Genomic DNA, 14,782 nt, shown 5'->3' on the forward strand with positions numbered 1-14,782 from the left:
GATGCCGTCGTCACGCCAGGTGTAGAAGTAGTACTTCACCGCGCCGGCCGGCGGAAAGTCGTGCGGGAGCAGTTCCCACTGGCAGCCGGTGCGGCTCTGGTAGAGCAGCGCGTTGACGATCTCCCGCATCGCGTACCGGCCCTGATGGCCACTGACCGAGGGATGCGCGGCCTTCCACGCGGCGATCACCGGCTCGACCAGCGCCCACTGCTCGTCACTCACGTCGGTCTTGTAGGGCTTGCGCTCGCTCACGGTGCCCAGCCCAACATGCCCATAGCCGCCGACCGGCCAGGATGCCGCACCGTCATACGTTCAGGTGACGACAAAACCCGTATGTAGTCTCATACCGCCCTCTGAGAACGCAGCGGGACGCCATGTATCGACTTCAGCGCGTGCTGCTTGGTCTTGCCTCTGCGTGGAGGCGCAGGGTGATGGACTGCCATGGTGGGGTCGCGGTGCCGGGGACTGTGCAGTCGTCGTCTGTGGAGGTGATGGAGCGGTAGGCCGTCGTGAGCGTGGGGTTGTCGGGTGGTGAGTCCACGGGCTGCCAGGGCGTTTCCCGCCAGGGCGCATCGAATTGGGGGGCGGGGTCGGTTGAGGCGTTCACGGCGATGAACAAGAGGTCGCCTACGGAACATGGCGTGAGGCCGCCGATGTCGGTTGCTTTGTAGCCAATGTCCAATTCGGAATCGGCCCAGGGTCCGGCGGCAGTGATCCCCCGGAACGCGTCGACGCCGATCGTGATATGGGTGACGGTGGCTCTCGGCCAGCGAATGGTGATCCGATCGAGTGTGTCCAGCGGCCTGGCACGGAGGACTGCGAAGAGCTGCAGGCGGCCGTGGACGTTGATCTGCCCGGCCGGCCGGTAGGTGTTGCCGGCCGTGTCGGACACGGTGACCGCACCTGAGCCCGCACCGGTGAGCGCGACGGTGACGATCAGCGTCTGGCCGCGGGCGACCGCGTGCAGCACCGGCAGATCGGTCCCGATGAACGACGGACCCTCAGGGGTCGCGACGTCGAGGTTGCCGATCCGGGCGGCATAGGCACCCGTGCTCGTGGTCCGGGAGACGCTCGGGCCGTGGTGGGACGGCAGCGCGGACAGCGGGCCTCGATTCGTGGTCTGGGAGATGCTCGGGCCGTGGTGGGACGGCAGCGCGGACAGCGGGTCGTGATCGGAAGAGAGCGCGGCGACCGTCAGCAGGGCGGCGAGCAGGAAGTAGCGTGCCGCGGGTCGTCTCCCACGCCCGTGTCGGGCCTGACGGCCGCTGGCCTCGTCCTTCAAGAGCGTGTCCGGCTCGTCCGGCGGGACGGCTGCGGGATGTGGATCGTCACCGCGGTGGGGTGCCGTCGTGGCGGGAGCGGTCGGTAACTCGGCGTCAACGGGCCCGGCCAGAGCCGGTGGTAACGCCTGACGGGCAAGGCGAAGGAGTTCCTCGCCCTCGTCCTCAGGTAGGCCGAGTGCCGTGGCCAGCAGCCGCAACGTTTGCCGGCGGGGCCGGGCAACCCTGCCGTGCTCGAGGTCACGGATGGACCGCACGCTCAGCCCCGAGCGTTCGGCGAGCTCCTCCTGCGTCAGCCCGGCCCTGCTGCGCCGGGCGCGTAAGTGCGCCCCGAATCCGCCCTCGTTCATCACGTCCCCCGCCGGATGATCCAGATCTGTGCAGGTGAGTACACCACAGGGATATCTGCCGGGGAAACTGCCGGTCTTTCTTCCGGCCGTTCTGCCTGGTCACCGCCGTGGGGGGCTGTGGACGATCGGCACAGGAAACCCTCGGCCAGCCCCGACCCGTCACCTCACTCCGGGCCACCCCAGGCGGCAGCCTCATAGCGAGAGCGCGTCAACCACTCAGGCTGGCCCTACACCCAGATGAAATGGAGAAGGGCATGAGAAAGACTCTTGGCCGCCAGGGGGTCAAGCGGGCCGCCGCCACGCTCATGAGGCAGCCTGATCGTGCCGCTTCGCGCAAGGCTGGCCCGAGCGGCAACAACGGGGAAAGTCGAGCGGCCATGCCTGGCCGTGATCGCACACAAGGGGAACTCATGAAGCTCAGGAACCGACTCGCTGCCGGCGCCGCGGCCCTGGCAGCGTCCCGGCCTTCTTCGGGGGAAGGAAATTCTCACATGCGTGTACGCAGGACACTGGCCCTTACCACTGCGGCCTTTTCTGTGGCGCTGGCTTCGCTGGTGGGGGCGGGTGCGGGCAGCGCCAGCGCGGACTCCCCGGTCGGGACGTTCCGGCTGAAGAACTACGGGTGGGGCAACTACTGCGTCGCCGCGACGGGCGGTATCGGCGCGCGCACGGCCCTGGCTCCCTGTGCCAACACCGACTCGCAGAAATGGACGATCTATCCCGAAGGCGATGAAGGCGCGGGCGGCACCTGGTACGAGGCGGTGAACGTTGCCACGGGGCTGTGCCTGGACGCGGACGCTAACAACCTGACAGGCGGCGCGGCTGTGCAGACGTGGACGTGCAACAACAACGGCCAACAGAGGTGGGGGTTCACGATGAACGTGAACTACACCCAGCACATCAAGAACCTGGAAGCTTACAGGTTGAGTTACAACGACCGCTTCCTGCTGGACATGGACGGCAGCCAGCAGCGGGTGTGGTCCGACAGCGGCTCCAACAACCAGTACTGGACGTGGATCGCCTGAGGCTGTTGTTGCGGTCGCGGCCGGGGCGGCGGTAGGGCCGTCGCCCCGGCGCAGCTCTTTGCGAGGACGTCCTCTCCGGGACGGGGCGGGCCTGGCCACGGTGAGGCAGCTCATCGTAGAGCGGCGCCGTAGGCGCCCTTGATGAGCCGCACGGCCCCGTACTCGACGAACGGGCGGGTCCCGGTCCCTCGTTGATTGCTCAATCGAGTGGCGGACGAAGAGCAGGGCTGGTGATTTTCACGGCTCTGGCCGCGGTTCCGTGAATCCCCAGGTCAGCAGTAGGAACGCGGGATCGTTTCGGCAGCGTACTTCCTGCCGTGGCGAGCAAGGCGGTTGAGGATGTGCTGTTTCCCGGAATCGATGTGCGGGTGGAGGGGGTGTACGACTCCTCCGGCATCCTGGTGGTGGAGGCGGTGTCGACGGCCCGTCCAGGCCGGTGCCCGAACTGTCGCAAGCAGGCCCGCCGCGTGCACAGCACGTATCAACGCACCCTGGATGAGCGGCCGTTGGGCTCACGCCGAGTCATCGTCCGGCTGCGGGTGCGCCGGTACTTCTGCGACCGGAAGAGCTGTTCCCGTACGACGTTCGTCGAGCAGGTGCCGGGTCTGTCCACGCGCTACCGCCGTTCCAGTACCGGGCTTGTGGGCTGGCTGCGGTCGATCGCGATCGAGCTCGGCGGCCGTCCCGCCGCACGGCTGTGCCGCCGACTGCGGCTGACCGCGGGCCGAACCCGGCTGCTCAGGCTGCTGACGGCGCCGGCGGTGCCGGACCGTGCACCGCGGGTGCTGGGGGTGGACGAGTTCGCCTTCCGCAAGGGCTGCACCTACGGCACCCTGCTGGTCGACGTCGAGGCCGGCCGGGTCGTGGACGTACTGCCCGACCGCACCTCCGAGACGTTCGCGACCTGGCTCACCGAGCATCCCGGAGTCGAGATCATCTGCCGGGACCGGGCCACTGCCTACACAGAGGCGGTCAAGGAAGCCGCCCCCAATGCCCTCGAAGTCGCGGATCGCTGGCACCTGCTGCAGAACCTGTTCGCCGCGGTGGAGAAGACCTGCCACCAGCGCCGCGACTGCCTGCGCAAACGTGCCGAGGGGGAGACGGTGACCGAGGTGCCGGAGGCGGCCCCGATGCTGTTACCGCCCGCGGAACTGCCCCGCACCCAGATCCTCGAACGCACCCGCCACCGCTACGAGGACATCCACCGCCTGCTGGAGAAACGCTGGACGATCAGCGCCATCGCCCGCCGGCTGAACCTCGACCGCAAGACCGTGCGCCGCTTTCGTGACACCGACCTCGACGAGCTGCTGGCCTCCGCCCGCGACCGCCGCCCCAACGGCGTCCTGGAGCCGTTCAAGGCATACCTCAACGCTCGCTTCACCGGGACGCAAGGCCAGGTCAGCGGCACCCGGCTGTTCCTGGAGATCCAGGCTCGCGGCTACCGTGGCAGCCGCCAGGTCGTCCGCAAACACCTCGCCGCCCTCCGCGCGGGCACCGCCGAACCGATCCGGGCCGACATTCCGAGCCCTCGCAAGATCACCTCGTGGATCATGCGGCCCCGGGATACCGCCCGACCAGGGCAGGTCAGGGGTCGGTGATGTGGTCGAAGCCGCTCCGACCTACCCGGGCGGCGCCCACACGTCTGGCCCGGCGCCCGCCACTCCACCCAGGCCGCGCTCGCCACATCCTCGGGCTCGACGTCTTCGGCCCCGGTCCGTCGTAGGAACTCGGCGATGTCGAGGAGTGTGTACGCCATCCCCATGAACCGGCTGCCGACGCGGACCCTCCGACCACCGTCCTCGGCCGGCGGGTAGACGACGGCCTTCGGAGTCCCGGTTGCTCATCCAGGGTGGGGTCGGCCGCCGGGAGCGCGCATGCGGGCCGCCGAAGCCGTTCGTAGGCTGGTCGTGCTCGGGGCACTCACGGAGGTCTACCGATGCCCCGAACCATCTGGTCAGGCGCCATCAGCTTCGGTCTCGTGACTTCTCTGAACTGGCGCGTCTTCAAGCTCCGCTGACTCTGCGGACTGGCCTGCGGCAGGAGCGACGTGGATGAGGACGCTCGGCGGACACGCCCTGCCGATGGCAGAGCCACTTCTCTCTTCACCCACGACGCTGATGCCTTCACCGGCTAAGGGACGGGCGCCTGCGGAACATGCCGGTTGCCATGCCAGTCCGGAGCCTCCCGTCCCCGCTCAACCACCGAGCAATCAGGCGGCCCGCACCGAACGCTGGCGCGGCCCCAGGACCAGCGGACACAGTCGTTCCGGGTCACCAGTCCAACGCACCTTCGGTGCCTCAAGGCTGTCGCGTCGGTTGGCTACGAGGCGGTCTTTGTCCCGATGCCGTGGGCGAGGAGGCTCTCGGCGGTCTCCGCGATGGTGTCCTCGATGGGACGGGCCCGCCATCCGAGGAGCTTCTCCGCCTTGGAGCTTGTGGCGTCGAGATCCCGGCCGAGCTGGTGCTTGAGCAGGCGCAGTTCCGGGTTCACGATGCCCAGTGTGCGGGCGACCCACACGGGCAGCTCACGGGTCGGGGCCTTCGCGGCGCGCTCACCGAGGCGGTCGTGCAGGATGCGTGCGATGTCGATGACGCGCAGGCTGTGCCCGGCGATGGCCAGGAAGCGTTCGCCAGCGGCTGCCGGATCGGTCATCGCGCGCAGGTGCAGGTCCGCGACGTCGCGCACGTCGACAAAGCCCATCCCGAAGGGAGGGCACGCGGGAACCTGTCCTTCGAGCATTCTGCGGACCAGACGCAGAGATGGCGGGTCGTCCAGGCCGAGCAGGGGTCCAAGGACCCCCACGGGATGAACCGCCGCCAGTTCCAGGCCACCGCCTTCGTCCTGGATGAACTGCCAGGCGGCGCGTTCGGCGAGTGTTTTGGACCGCTGGTAGGGCGGGATGTCGCTGTCGACGTCTGTCCAGTCCTCCTCGGTGAACGGGGCCGAGCGCGGGGGGTGCCCGATCCCGATGGCACCGAAGGCGCTGGTCAGGACGACCCGGCGCACACCGGCGTTGCGGGCTGCGCGCAGCACCCGCAGGACACCCTCGCGCGCGGGGACCACCAGGTCGTCGTCGTTCGCCGGCGTGTGGCGCAGGGTCGGCGAGGCGACGTGGAGGACGAAGTCGCAGTCGGCGACGGCAGCGTCCCAGCTCTCGGAGTGTTCGAGGTCGGCGCGCACGACGGTGAGCCGGTCGTCGTCGAACGGTGTGGCCGCGTGCAGCCAGGAGCGCAGCGCCGGCTCGCGCCGCAGGTCGCGGACCGTGGTGCGGACGGTGTGCCCGGCATCCAGCAGGGCCTGGATGCACCAGCTCCCGATGAATCCGGTTCCTCCGGTGACCAGTACTCGTGTCATCTGTCTCTCCTTCAGCTCTCGGCTCGTGCGGTAAGGGGTGCCGGCGGGTGCGTCGCACGGTGGCGCTGGGTGGCGGCCACGCTGCTTCCGAGGAGGGCGTGGCCGATCATGATCGGGTAGATGACGGCGCGCTCGAACAGGCCGATGTTCCACATCCAGCCGGTGAACACATCGGTCATGAAGAGGGGGAATGCGATCAGTCCGGCGGTGCCGAGCGCGGTGCTCGCGATCGAGCGGCCACTGGTGAGACCGATGCGGGTTCCGCAGGTTCCGACGGCGATCGCCATGATGTTGCCGGCGAGCATGACGCACTGCGCGCCGACGGTGTGGAAGGTGATCTGGCCGTTGTCGACGTTGGCGTTGGAGCCCTGGAAGATGCCGACGAGCGAGACTCCGACACCGGCGAGGACGGCGAGGCTCACGATGACGATGGGGCGGGCGCCCTTGCGCGGGTCGAACACGAGGAACGTGCCGACGATCAGGAGGGTGCCGTAGATCACCCAGCCGGTGTCCATGACGGCACCGAGGGGGGAGTTGGCGACCTGCCCGAACGCGGTCTGCGGCGGGCCGGTCAGGCCGAGGTGGCTGACCCAGTTGTACTGGGGCGAGTACGGTGGGTCCTGCCATGCGGCGGCGGTGATGAACTCGGCGACCCAGGACACGAGCGGGCCGACAAGGATGAGGAGGGCTCCGGCGCGGGCAGCGGCGCCGGAGCGGACGATGGGGTTCATGCGAGAGCCATGCCGGGAACGCGCTTGCGGATGGCCTCCATCTCGGCCTCGTCGGATACGCCCTGCCAGTCGTGGCGGGGGGTGTACGGTGCCTCCAGGGCGCGCACGTCCTCGTCGGTCAGTGCGATGTCGAGAGAGGCCACGGCCTCGTCGATCTGCCGGATCGAGCCGGCGCCGACCAGGGGTGCGGTGACGACCGGCTGGCGGCGCAGCCAGGCGAGTGCGACCTGTGCGCGGCTGACGCCGTGCGCGTCCGCGACCTGTCCGACCGCATCGATGATGGCGTGGTTGGACGCCTCCTGTTCGGGCGAGTAGAGGGCGTCCGCGTACGCGCCGTCCGTCTCGGAGCGCGCCGTCGAGCGGGCATCGTCCCACGCGCGGGCGAGACGGCCGCGGGCCAGCGGCGACCAGATGATCGTGCCGACGCCCTCGTCCAGGCACAGCGGGATCATCTCCCGCTCCTCCTCACGGGCGAGGAGGTTGTAGTGGTCCTGCATCGACACGAACCGTGCCCAGCCGTGCTGCCTCTGCAGGTGCAGCGCCTTCGCGAACTCCCAGGCGTGCATGGACGAGGCGCCGAGGTAGCGGACCTTGCCGGCCTTCACGAGATCGCTGAGTGCCTCCAGCGTCTCCTCCCACGGGGTGGCGTGGTCGTTGCGGTGGATCTGGTAGAGGTCGATGTAGTCCGTGCCGAGGCGGCGCAGCGAGTGGTCGACCTCGGTCATGATCGCCTTGCGCGACAGGCCGCGGCCGTTCGGTCCCAGCCGCATCGGGTGGCGCAGCTTCGTGGCAATCACCACGGCATCGCGGTCGGCGAAGTCCTTGAGCGCGCGGCCGAGGATCTCCTCGCTGGAGCCGTTGGAGTACATGTTCGCGGTGTCGAAGAAGTTGATCCCCGCCTCCAGTGCGTGCCTGATGAGCGGGCGCGCGTCCTCCTCGCCCTTCGACCAGACGGGATGCCCGCGGTCGGGTTCGCCGTAGGTCATCGCACCGATCGCGATCGGGGACACGTCGAGGCCGGTCATGCCGAGCTTGATGTAATGCATGACGCTCCTTAAAGTATGCGGAGAGCTCTCCACATAACGTAGTGGAGAACTCTCCGCTTAGCAACGTGAGGTCCCGTGGTCCGTTCAGACGCCCGTGAGAACAGGGCACGCATCCTCGCCGCCGCACGCGAAGCGCTCACCGCGGACGGCAGCACGTCGATGAACCAGATCGCCCAGCGCGCCGGAGTCGGCGCGGGCACCCTGTACCGCAACTTCCCCACACGCGAGGCGCTCGTCCTGGCCGTCAACCAGGACGAGGTGGCACGCATCACCGGCACCGTGCCCGACCTACTGGCCCAGATGCCGCCATTGGAAGCCCTCCGACACTGGACGATGGACCTCGTCGAGGCCATGCGGCGAAAGCACGGCCTCGGCGACGCACTCACCCCGGGCGTGCACCAGGCGATCAGCGAGCAGAGCTACGGGCCGGTCATCGCCGCGATCACAGAACTCCTCGACGCCGGCAAGAAGGACGGAAGCATCCGTGTGGACGCCGCACCTGGGGACTTCCTCCAGCTGACCGGCGCGTTGTGGCGTGCCGCGTCCAGCCCCGTGGACCGGGCCCCCCACATGCTCGCGCTCATCCTCGACGGACTCCGCACGCACCGGTAGTGGAGGGCCTCACGGCTGCAGAGGTGCGCTGGCGTGCCGTCCGCCGATGTCGCGGAAGGTCGGGATGCCGAGGTCCACGGCGGTGTTGCGGCGGGCTTGTTCGGCATCCAACTGGGCGAGCTTGTCCTGGGCTCCTGCAAGGCTGACTTCAAGTCCTTCCAGCTCGCCAAGCCAGCCCTCGCGTTCGGCCTCGATGATGCGGGCGAGGAGGTTGTCGCGGATCTCGACCAGGCGGCCGCGCTGGTCGGGCTCGGGACGCAGTATCGAGCAGCGGACACAGGCGTGTTCGTGGATGCACGAGGTGCCGAACGCGCGAGCGCAGATGCCGATGGAGAGGTTGCGGCGCTCAAAGTGGCCGAGGAAGGCATCCCACTCCTCCGCGGTGGGGGTGCGGTACTCCTCACTGGGGCGCAGGGAGCGGCGGCGGGCGATGAACGCGCGATGGGCCTCGATGGCCTCGGCCGGGTAGATCGCTAATGGTGGAGTCGGGTATTGGAACTCTCTGAATGCCTCCCGCCCTCGGGGTTCCGCGTGGGTCCCGGCGTGCTGCGGACCTGTATCAGGTCAGGTCGGTGCGAGGGTCGATAGCCCAGTGGTTGGTTTGCAGGACTCGACCGGCGAAGGGCACGTCTTGCTTGCCCAGGAATCGGAATCCGAGGGTGCGGCAGATGCCGTTGGACGGTGCGTTGGTTGTTGCGGGGAATGCGTGTATCAGCCCCCATCGGCCGTCGTCGCGAGCCAGCTCAAGCAGCGTGCGGACGCCCTGTTTTCCGAGTCCCCGTCCCTGGTACTCCGGCAGCACCATCCAGCCGATCTCGGAGATGCGCTCGCCGGCTGCGTCGTGGGGCCACAAGGTCACGGTTCCCGCGACCACGTCCAGCTCGGCCTCATTGGGCACGATCATCTTTGTCCAGTCGGTGTCCGCTGCCACCCGTTGAACATCACGTTGGACCTTCGCCTCCATGCCTTCGGGAGGCAGCGGTCCGCCCAGCTCGGCCATCATGACCGGGTCGCATCGCATCCGGACGTAGGCGTCGACGTCGCCGTACTCAACATCACGTAGCAGCATCTGTGTTGCTCCCTTGCCTTTGGATTCAGACGTCATGGTGGCGGCGGCTGACCTCGGCTGCGTAGGCGGCCCAGTCCCCAGCAGATGCCTTCTGCCACTGGACGGCGACTTGGATGTGGACGCCGAGCATCCGGGCGAGGACGGCGGCTGGCAGCTCTGAGGCGAGGGTGAACAAGGCAGTGGAGCGGTCCGGCTGGGGCCGGATCCCGATCTTGTGCAGCCGGACGCCGATCTGGCTGTCGCTGAGCGGTCGCCCTGGATGGCCTCCTGGGAAGAGCCATGGGATGTCGTCAGGGGTGCCGATCTTCGCCTTGCCACAGCGGGTCGCAACGAGTTCGCTGACCAGAGCGGCGAGCGGTGCCGGGAGGACAACCGGCGAGGTCCCGAACGTGATCGTGACGGTGTCGCCGCTGGTGTCGACGTCGTCGACGGTGAGCTGGCTGATGGTGGCGATCTTCTGTGCGTAGAGGATCAGCAGCAGTCCGGCGACTCGGTCGGCGGTCGGCAGCGTGTCGTCGTTGAGGAGCCGCCGGGCGTCGGCCCAGCGTTTCTCGCTGTCGATGGTGCTCAGCGGCCCTGTCCAGCGGACGGTTCCGTAGGTGAGGCCGCGGGCATGCCGGTGCTGTACCGACCAGCGGACGAAGTGGCCGGTCTCGTCGCGGTAGCTGACCGCGGGGTCGGCCATCCAGCGTTCCAGATCCGGCTGAGTGCAGATCCCCAACGTAAGCCCTTCGCGGGTGAGCCAGGTGAGGAAGTTGTCGGCCGCGGTGACGTGGCAGCGCACGTTGACATCTTGAAGCCGGGTGGTGTGTTCCCCACCGAGGCGCCGTCGGAGCCGACGCAGGTGGTGCCAGACTGCGTAACCATGCAGGATCCGCCGCTCGGCGAGGTCTGTGCGGGCCTGGACGGTCGCCGTAGTCCATTTTTCCAGTGCGACGAGCCGTTCATCGCGAAATGGCAAGGCGCCGGTTGCCACGAGGACACTGCGCAGGTGAGCCAGTACCTTGCCCGGTGGGAGTTCGTCGAGGACGTCGTGGGTAACGGGACGTTCGTCGCGTCCGATGCGCTTCAGCAGATCCCGGACCTTCGAGCGGGTGATCCAGGCCAGGGTAACGTCCGGGCGTTCGGCACTCGTCAATGCCTTGTGGAATGGCGCGAGTTCGGGTCCGATGGCCCCGGTGCTATCGCCGAGGAGGCTTCGTACCTTTTGATCGAGGACGCATCGCTGGCAGGGGCGGGTGCTGAGCTGCCAGGTGGTCTCGCAGACGGGGCAGCGGCCCCAGAAGTCTGGGTCGGGGTTGGTGCACTTCGCGCACAAGGGCTCCTTCCAGGTGCCGCTTCGGGCCTGGGCGACGGTGCCGCAGCTGCTGCAGGAAGCCCACCGTTGCTGGCAGCGTTCGCACCAAGGCTGGCCGGTGGCCCGGGAGATCTCGCAGGGTGCGGTGCGTCCGCAGATCCCGCACTCCCTGGTCTCTTTCGGCCTGCAGTTCTGGCAGCGGACGCCGTCGGCGAGCCGGACGGCCACCGGCTGGCGGCGTCCGCAGCCGACGCAGACTTCCAGGTTGATCGGATCCCGGATCAGGCAGGTGGGACACAGCGGCTGTCCGGCGGCATCCCGGGTGGCAGGTTCGCGGACGGCGCCGCAGCGTGAGCAGGGAACGGCCGCGTGCTTGGCGAAGCAGGCCCGGCAGATCCTCTTGCCGTCCAGGAGCTTCGCCAGTGCCTTCACTCCGTGGCAGCGCGGGCAGGCCGGCTTGATGACCTTCGTGGCGCCAGCGGTAACGAGTTCGCCGATGAACCGCAGCACGGCTGGGGTGGGGGCCTCGTGCCCGGCGCCGGTCAGCAGCTCGGGACGGGCGATCACGGCCCAGGCTAGGCGGCGTTGGCCTGCGGGCCGGAGTGTGGCCGTCCCGAGTGCGGTCCGGATGGCGTCCGCATCGAGAACAGGGTCGAGATCGGTGATGAGTTTGGTGAGCTCCTTGACCGGATCGCCGTCGGTGTCGGGGCACTTCGCGCATCGGGGCTGGCCGTCGCGGTCGCGGCTGACGACGCGTCGTTCCTGGTGGCAGCCCGCGCAGACGGCGGATTTGTCGAAGCAGGGCGAGCATCCCCAGCGGCCGCCGCTGCGACTGCCGACGTAGGGGCGTGGGCGTCCGCACTCGCCGCAGTGTGGCAGAGCGACGTCCTGGGCGCCGGCCTCGCGCAGAGCCATCAGCAGCTTGGCGACGCGGAATGGTGCCGGTGGCATGCCGGTCCGCAACAGGGACGGGTCGTCGTGCAGGGCCTGTGCGAGGTTGCGGCGGCCGGCCCGCGTGCGTACGAGCGTGCAGACGATGCCGCGGATGTGGTCGGGGTCCAGGTGCTTTTCGACGTTGCTGACCAGCCGCACGATCAGGCCGACCGGATCCGTGAGAACCTCGTCGGGCGCACTGGTCACCGGTCAACTCCGCTGATTCGAGCCCGCCTTGGTCGCAAATCGCCGACGCCTTCGGAGATCGTGGTCCCGGTTCCCGAGGCGGCCTTCTTCGGCTTCTTCGCCGCCCCGGCCGTGGCGATCGGCTCGATGAGGTCGTCCATCGTGCAGTCCAGGATGTCCAGCAGGGCCATGAGGATCTTCAAGCTGAGGCGTTCGGGTCGCTCGACGACGAGCCGGTAGACCTGGCTCGTGGACAGCGTGATGCCACGTTCCTTCAGCGGGGGGAGGAGCTCGGTGGTGGAGAACATCCCGCGGTCCGCCATGACCTTGCGCAGGTGCCAGTGGTAGTCGAGCTTGGCGGCCATCATCGGGTCCTTCCTCGTCAGACGCCGGCGAACGCCGGGGCCAGTGCCTTGCTCAGGGCAGTGTTCATGAAGTCGTCGCTGACGTGCGTGTAAATGGCGGTCGAGCTGTCACAGTCGTGGCCGACTTGCTGCTGGATAAATCGACGGTCGACTCCGTCCTCGGTCAGGTGAGTTACATACGAATGTCTGATTGAGTGCGGAACTAGCTCTTTTGGGAGTTTTAGGGCATCTCGGTATGCCTCGAAGCGGTCGTTGATGGAGCTGGGCTGCAGGCGTCCCCCACGTTCGGTGATCCACAGGGCCGGATGATCGGAGAACCCGAACCGGGGGCGGACGTTCTCGACGTAGTCGGCGACCGCCTCGACCGCCCAGTCCATCACCGACAGGACGTTCCGCCGCCGCGGTGGCTGGCCCTTCTTCGCCTTGCCGTAGCGGACGTTGAGCGTGCCGTACCGGCCGAACTGCGGAGCCTTCGGGTTCCGCCCGAAGTCGACCACATCCAACTTGGACGTCTCAGTCCGGCGAAGCCCCCAGCCATAGATGACCTTGAAGAGGGTGGCGTCGCGGTAGGCGGCGAGGGCTCCCTTGCGCTTGGCCCTCACGGCGCGGTCGACCTGGTCGTCGGCGTAGTCGAGGAACCGCTGCAGTTCTTCGCGGGTAAACGGCCTCGCTTCCGGGTCGCCCTCGTAGTCCTGCAAGTGAGGGAGCGTATTCCACTCGTGAGCGATGGCCACCGGGTGGATGCCGAAGGCTTCCTCGCAGGCGGGTCCCCATCCGTATCGGGCGTCGATGAGGAACTCGGTGAACAGACGCACGTCGCCCTGGTAGCTACGGACCGTAGACGGCGCCAGGTGCTTCTCGCCCGTCAGTGAAGCCGACCACTCGTCCATGTGGGCCGGCGTCCACTGCCACGGGTACTCGTTCGCGAAATCGAGGAACCGGCGGATCAGCCGTTCCCTCGGGTCGATTGTCTCGTCCTTCAGCCCCCGCGACTTCTGCTGAGCCCGCCAGCCTCGCACCATCGCGTCGAACATCGCGTCCTCGGGACGCAGTTGGACCACTCCGGACACGAGCTCCAAGTGAGCCGACCCGGCCAGGGTCACCTTCTGCTGATGCACCACTCCAGACCATCCCTTCTGGAGGGCAGATCATGCATCAGGCGGGATCATCTCGGCAACATGCCTGCTCAGGATGCTAGTTCGTAGTAGCGTTGGAGTCCGCCATACCGTCGCTCTGAGCTTGCGACCTGCGGCTTCTCACCCGTCTGATGCAATTCCCGAGGGTCGTTGTAGCCCATGGTGGTGTTGATGTCGGCGTGTCCGGCGATGACCTGCGCGATGTGGGGCGGCAGGCCGCTGCGGATCGCATCGGTGATGAAGATCCGCCTGAAGTCGTGCGGGTCGAAGTCCAGGGGGAGGCCGCTGGCGTCGGTCAGACCGGTCGCCTCCAGGACGTCGTTGAGGCATGCGCGCAGGAACTCGCCGGTCATGTGGGAGGGATCGCCGCTGCGGTCGTACTGGAACAGCAGCGGCATCGGCGGATTCCATATGCGCTCGTTGTAGTCGTAGGCGACGACGCGGGGGACGGCTCCGGTCCGCGGGTCGCGAATGCGGGTGATGATGGTGCTCAGGACGTCGGCGAGTTCGGGGCTGACCAACAGGACCCGCTCCTGGTCGGTCTTGGACGGGGCGATCTGCAGCAGCGGCACCACCTCCCCGTCGGGGGCAGCCGGTACTGGATCAGACTGTGGTGGCTGGCCTCCAGCATCTCCTCGATCCGGGCCCCGGTGTGCTGGAGGAACTCGATCGTCGCCCACCCCCAAAACGCCCGGTGCTCGCGCTTGGCCATATCCCGGCGGCCCCCGGCATGGTCGTAGGCCCAGGTGGATCCGGGCCTCTTCGCGCGTGTGAAGGTCTCGCCGAGCACCTCGAACCGGCCGCCGGCAGGCGCCTCGCGCACGGCGTCCAGGCGAAGGCGGGCCTGGCCCAGGAGTTCCTTGGCCACGCGGACGACCGTGGGTAGGGCGGGCAGTCGCTCCCGGGTGCGTTGGTCCATGCGGGCCTTGACCCTCTGGCTGTTCTTCCTGACGTTGAGATCGGCCTCGCTGATGGGGCAGGGGGCCACCCACGGGCCCCACCGGCCCGGCTCCTCGCTGGCCCACTGGGCCAGGTCCAGATACAGGGCGCGCACCGCGATCATCAAGGTGGCCGAGTCCAGGCGGGGCGTGACGACGTCGGAGATGGTGCCGTCACTGCGGCGGCGCCGCTCGCTCTTCGTCCTGGCGCGCTGCTTCCACTGGGCGGCAACATCCGGCGGCAGGCGCAAGGAGTCGATTCCGGGATGATGGGCCTCCAGGTCGGCCCAGAAAGAGCGGGCCAGAAACCGGGAGATGTTGTCCAGAGTCGCGTAGTCCAGGCCGGGCTGGCGCTCTTTGAGATAGTGGGTGTGCACGTGCGCCACGGAGTTGTTCATGCACTGGTAGTTGATCTGCGCGGGCGCGTACACGCGATGGATCGCGGCGCCGACGGTCCGGA

The 14,782-nt window shown here is 68.1% G+C and carries 14 protein-coding genes and 1 pseudogene; 4 read left to right on the forward strand and 11 right to left on the reverse strand.

Going from position 1 to position 14,782, the window contains the following annotated elements:
• Both ACH47Z_RS46210 and ACH47Z_RS46215 read right to left on the reverse strand, forming a co-directional pair.
• Positions 1-252, reverse strand: a 252-nt coding sequence (locus ACH47Z_RS46210) for a transposase (protein WP_399086371.1), incomplete at its 3' end; no start/stop codon positions are given.
• A 133-nt stretch (positions 253-385) separates the two neighbouring features.
• Complete coding sequence (locus tag ACH47Z_RS46215) at positions 386-1,630, reverse strand: helix-turn-helix domain-containing protein (RefSeq protein ID WP_399086374.1); 1,245 nt, start codon at positions 1,628-1,630, stop codon at positions 386-388.
• Positions 1,631-2,121: 491 nt separating this feature from the next.
• Between ACH47Z_RS46215 and ACH47Z_RS46220 the strand changes: the two genes are divergently transcribed.
• Together ACH47Z_RS46220 and ACH47Z_RS46225 are read left to right on the forward strand one after the other, a co-directional pair.
• Positions 2,122-2,655, forward strand: coding sequence for an RICIN domain-containing protein (locus ACH47Z_RS46220; protein ID WP_399086377.1), 534 nt, complete (start codon positions 2,122-2,124; stop codon positions 2,653-2,655).
• Positions 2,656-2,996: 341 nt separating this feature from the next.
• Positions 2,997-4,253 (forward strand): ISL3 family transposase, encoded by a 1,257-nt coding sequence (locus ACH47Z_RS46225; protein WP_399086380.1) that lies wholly within the window; start codon positions 2,997-2,999, stop codon positions 4,251-4,253.
• A gap of 721 nt (positions 4,254-4,974) precedes the next feature.
• Here ACH47Z_RS46225 and ACH47Z_RS46230 read toward each other — a convergent pair.
• From ACH47Z_RS46230 to ACH47Z_RS46240, 3 genes are read right to left on the reverse strand one after another with little or no spacing between them, the layout of a single operon-like run.
• Positions 4,975-6,009, reverse strand: coding sequence for an SDR family oxidoreductase (locus ACH47Z_RS46230; protein WP_399086383.1), 1,035 nt, complete (start codon positions 6,007-6,009; stop codon positions 4,975-4,977).
• Positions 6,010-6,020: 11 nt separating this feature from the next.
• Positions 6,021-6,740 carry a DUF998 domain-containing protein gene (locus ACH47Z_RS46235; RefSeq protein ID WP_399086386.1) on the reverse strand — a complete coding sequence of 240 codons (720 nt, stop codon included), beginning with the start codon at positions 6,738-6,740 and terminating at the stop codon, positions 6,021-6,023.
• The gene (locus tag ACH47Z_RS46240) at positions 6,737-7,786 is read right to left on the reverse strand and encodes an aldo/keto reductase (RefSeq protein WP_399086389.1); all 1,050 of its coding nucleotides are present in this window, start codon (positions 7,784-7,786) and stop codon (positions 6,737-6,739) included. The genes ACH47Z_RS46235 and ACH47Z_RS46240 overlap by 4 nt, the downstream gene beginning before the upstream one ends.
• A 75-nt stretch (positions 7,787-7,861) precedes the next feature.
• Between ACH47Z_RS46240 and ACH47Z_RS46245 the strand changes: the two genes are divergently transcribed.
• Complete coding sequence (locus tag ACH47Z_RS46245) at positions 7,862-8,398, forward strand: TetR/AcrR family transcriptional regulator (RefSeq protein ID WP_123980464.1); 537 nt, start codon at positions 7,862-7,864, stop codon at positions 8,396-8,398.
• A 33-nt stretch (positions 8,399-8,431) separates the two neighbouring features.
• Positions 8,432-8,875, forward strand: a complete 444-nt coding sequence (locus ACH47Z_RS46250) for a hypothetical protein (protein WP_399086392.1) — start codon at positions 8,432-8,434, stop codon at positions 8,873-8,875.
• Between the two features lie 82 nt (positions 8,876-8,957).
• Here ACH47Z_RS46250 and ACH47Z_RS46255 read toward each other — a convergent pair whose 3' ends face one another.
• From ACH47Z_RS46255 to ACH47Z_RS46280, 6 genes and pseudogenes are all read right to left on the reverse strand, one after another.
• On the reverse strand, positions 8,958-9,467 hold the full coding sequence (locus ACH47Z_RS46255) for a GNAT family N-acetyltransferase (RefSeq protein ID WP_399086407.1): 510 nt from the start codon (positions 9,465-9,467) through the stop codon (positions 8,958-8,960).
• Positions 9,468-9,492: 25 nt separating this feature from the next.
• Positions 9,493-11,904: a site-specific integrase gene (locus ACH47Z_RS46260; RefSeq protein WP_399086395.1), complete on the reverse strand. Its 2,412-nt coding sequence runs from the start codon at positions 11,902-11,904 to the stop codon at positions 9,493-9,495.
• Positions 11,901-12,251: a helix-turn-helix domain-containing protein gene (locus tag ACH47Z_RS46265; RefSeq protein ID WP_399086398.1), complete on the reverse strand. Its 351-nt coding sequence runs from the start codon at positions 12,249-12,251 to the stop codon at positions 11,901-11,903. Before ACH47Z_RS46265 ends, ACH47Z_RS46260 begins: the two co-directional genes overlap by 4 nt.
• A 14-nt stretch (positions 12,252-12,265) precedes the next feature.
• Complete coding sequence (locus ACH47Z_RS46270) at positions 12,266-13,369, reverse strand: tyrosine-type recombinase/integrase (protein WP_399086401.1); 1,104 nt, start codon at positions 13,367-13,369, stop codon at positions 12,266-12,268.
• A 65-nt stretch (positions 13,370-13,434) separates the two neighbouring features.
• Positions 13,435-13,905, reverse strand: a complete 471-nt coding sequence (locus ACH47Z_RS46275; protein WP_399086404.1) for a site-specific integrase — start codon at positions 13,903-13,905, stop codon at positions 13,435-13,437.
• A pseudogene (locus ACH47Z_RS46280) lies at positions 13,875-14,782 on the reverse strand (hypothetical protein); the annotation flags it as partial. The gene ACH47Z_RS46275 and the pseudogene ACH47Z_RS46280, both read right to left, overlap by 31 nt.

Origin of the sequence: Streptomyces sp. NPDC020192 (genome assembly GCF_044388685.1) — a bacterium.
In the GTDB taxonomy this organism is placed as follows: domain Bacteria; phylum Actinomycetota; class Actinomycetes; order Streptomycetales; family Streptomycetaceae; genus Streptomyces.

Coding starts and splice junctions, on each gene's coding strand:
- ACH47Z_RS46220 (WP_399086377.1), top strand. CDS start 2,122: ATGCGTGTACGCAGGACACTGGCCCTTACCACTGCGGCCTTTTCTGTG.
- ACH47Z_RS46240 (WP_399086389.1), bottom strand. CDS start 7,786: ATGCATTACATCAAGCTCGGCATGACCGGCCTCGACGTGTCCCCGATC.
- ACH47Z_RS46235 (WP_399086386.1), bottom strand. CDS start 6,740: ATGAACCCCATCGTCCGCTCCGGCGCCGCTGCCCGCGCCGGAGCCCTC.
- ACH47Z_RS46255 (WP_399086407.1), bottom strand. CDS start 9,467: ATGCTGCTACGTGATGTTGAGTACGGCGACGTCGACGCCTACGTCCGG.
- ACH47Z_RS46215 (WP_399086374.1), bottom strand. CDS start 1,630: ATGAACGAGGGCGGATTCGGGGCGCACTTACGCGCCCGGCGCAGCAGG.
- ACH47Z_RS46230 (WP_399086383.1), bottom strand. CDS start 6,009: ATGACACGAGTACTGGTCACCGGAGGAACCGGATTCATCGGGAGCTGG.
- ACH47Z_RS46265 (WP_399086398.1), bottom strand. CDS start 12,251: ATGATGGCCGCCAAGCTCGACTACCACTGGCACCTGCGCAAGGTCATG.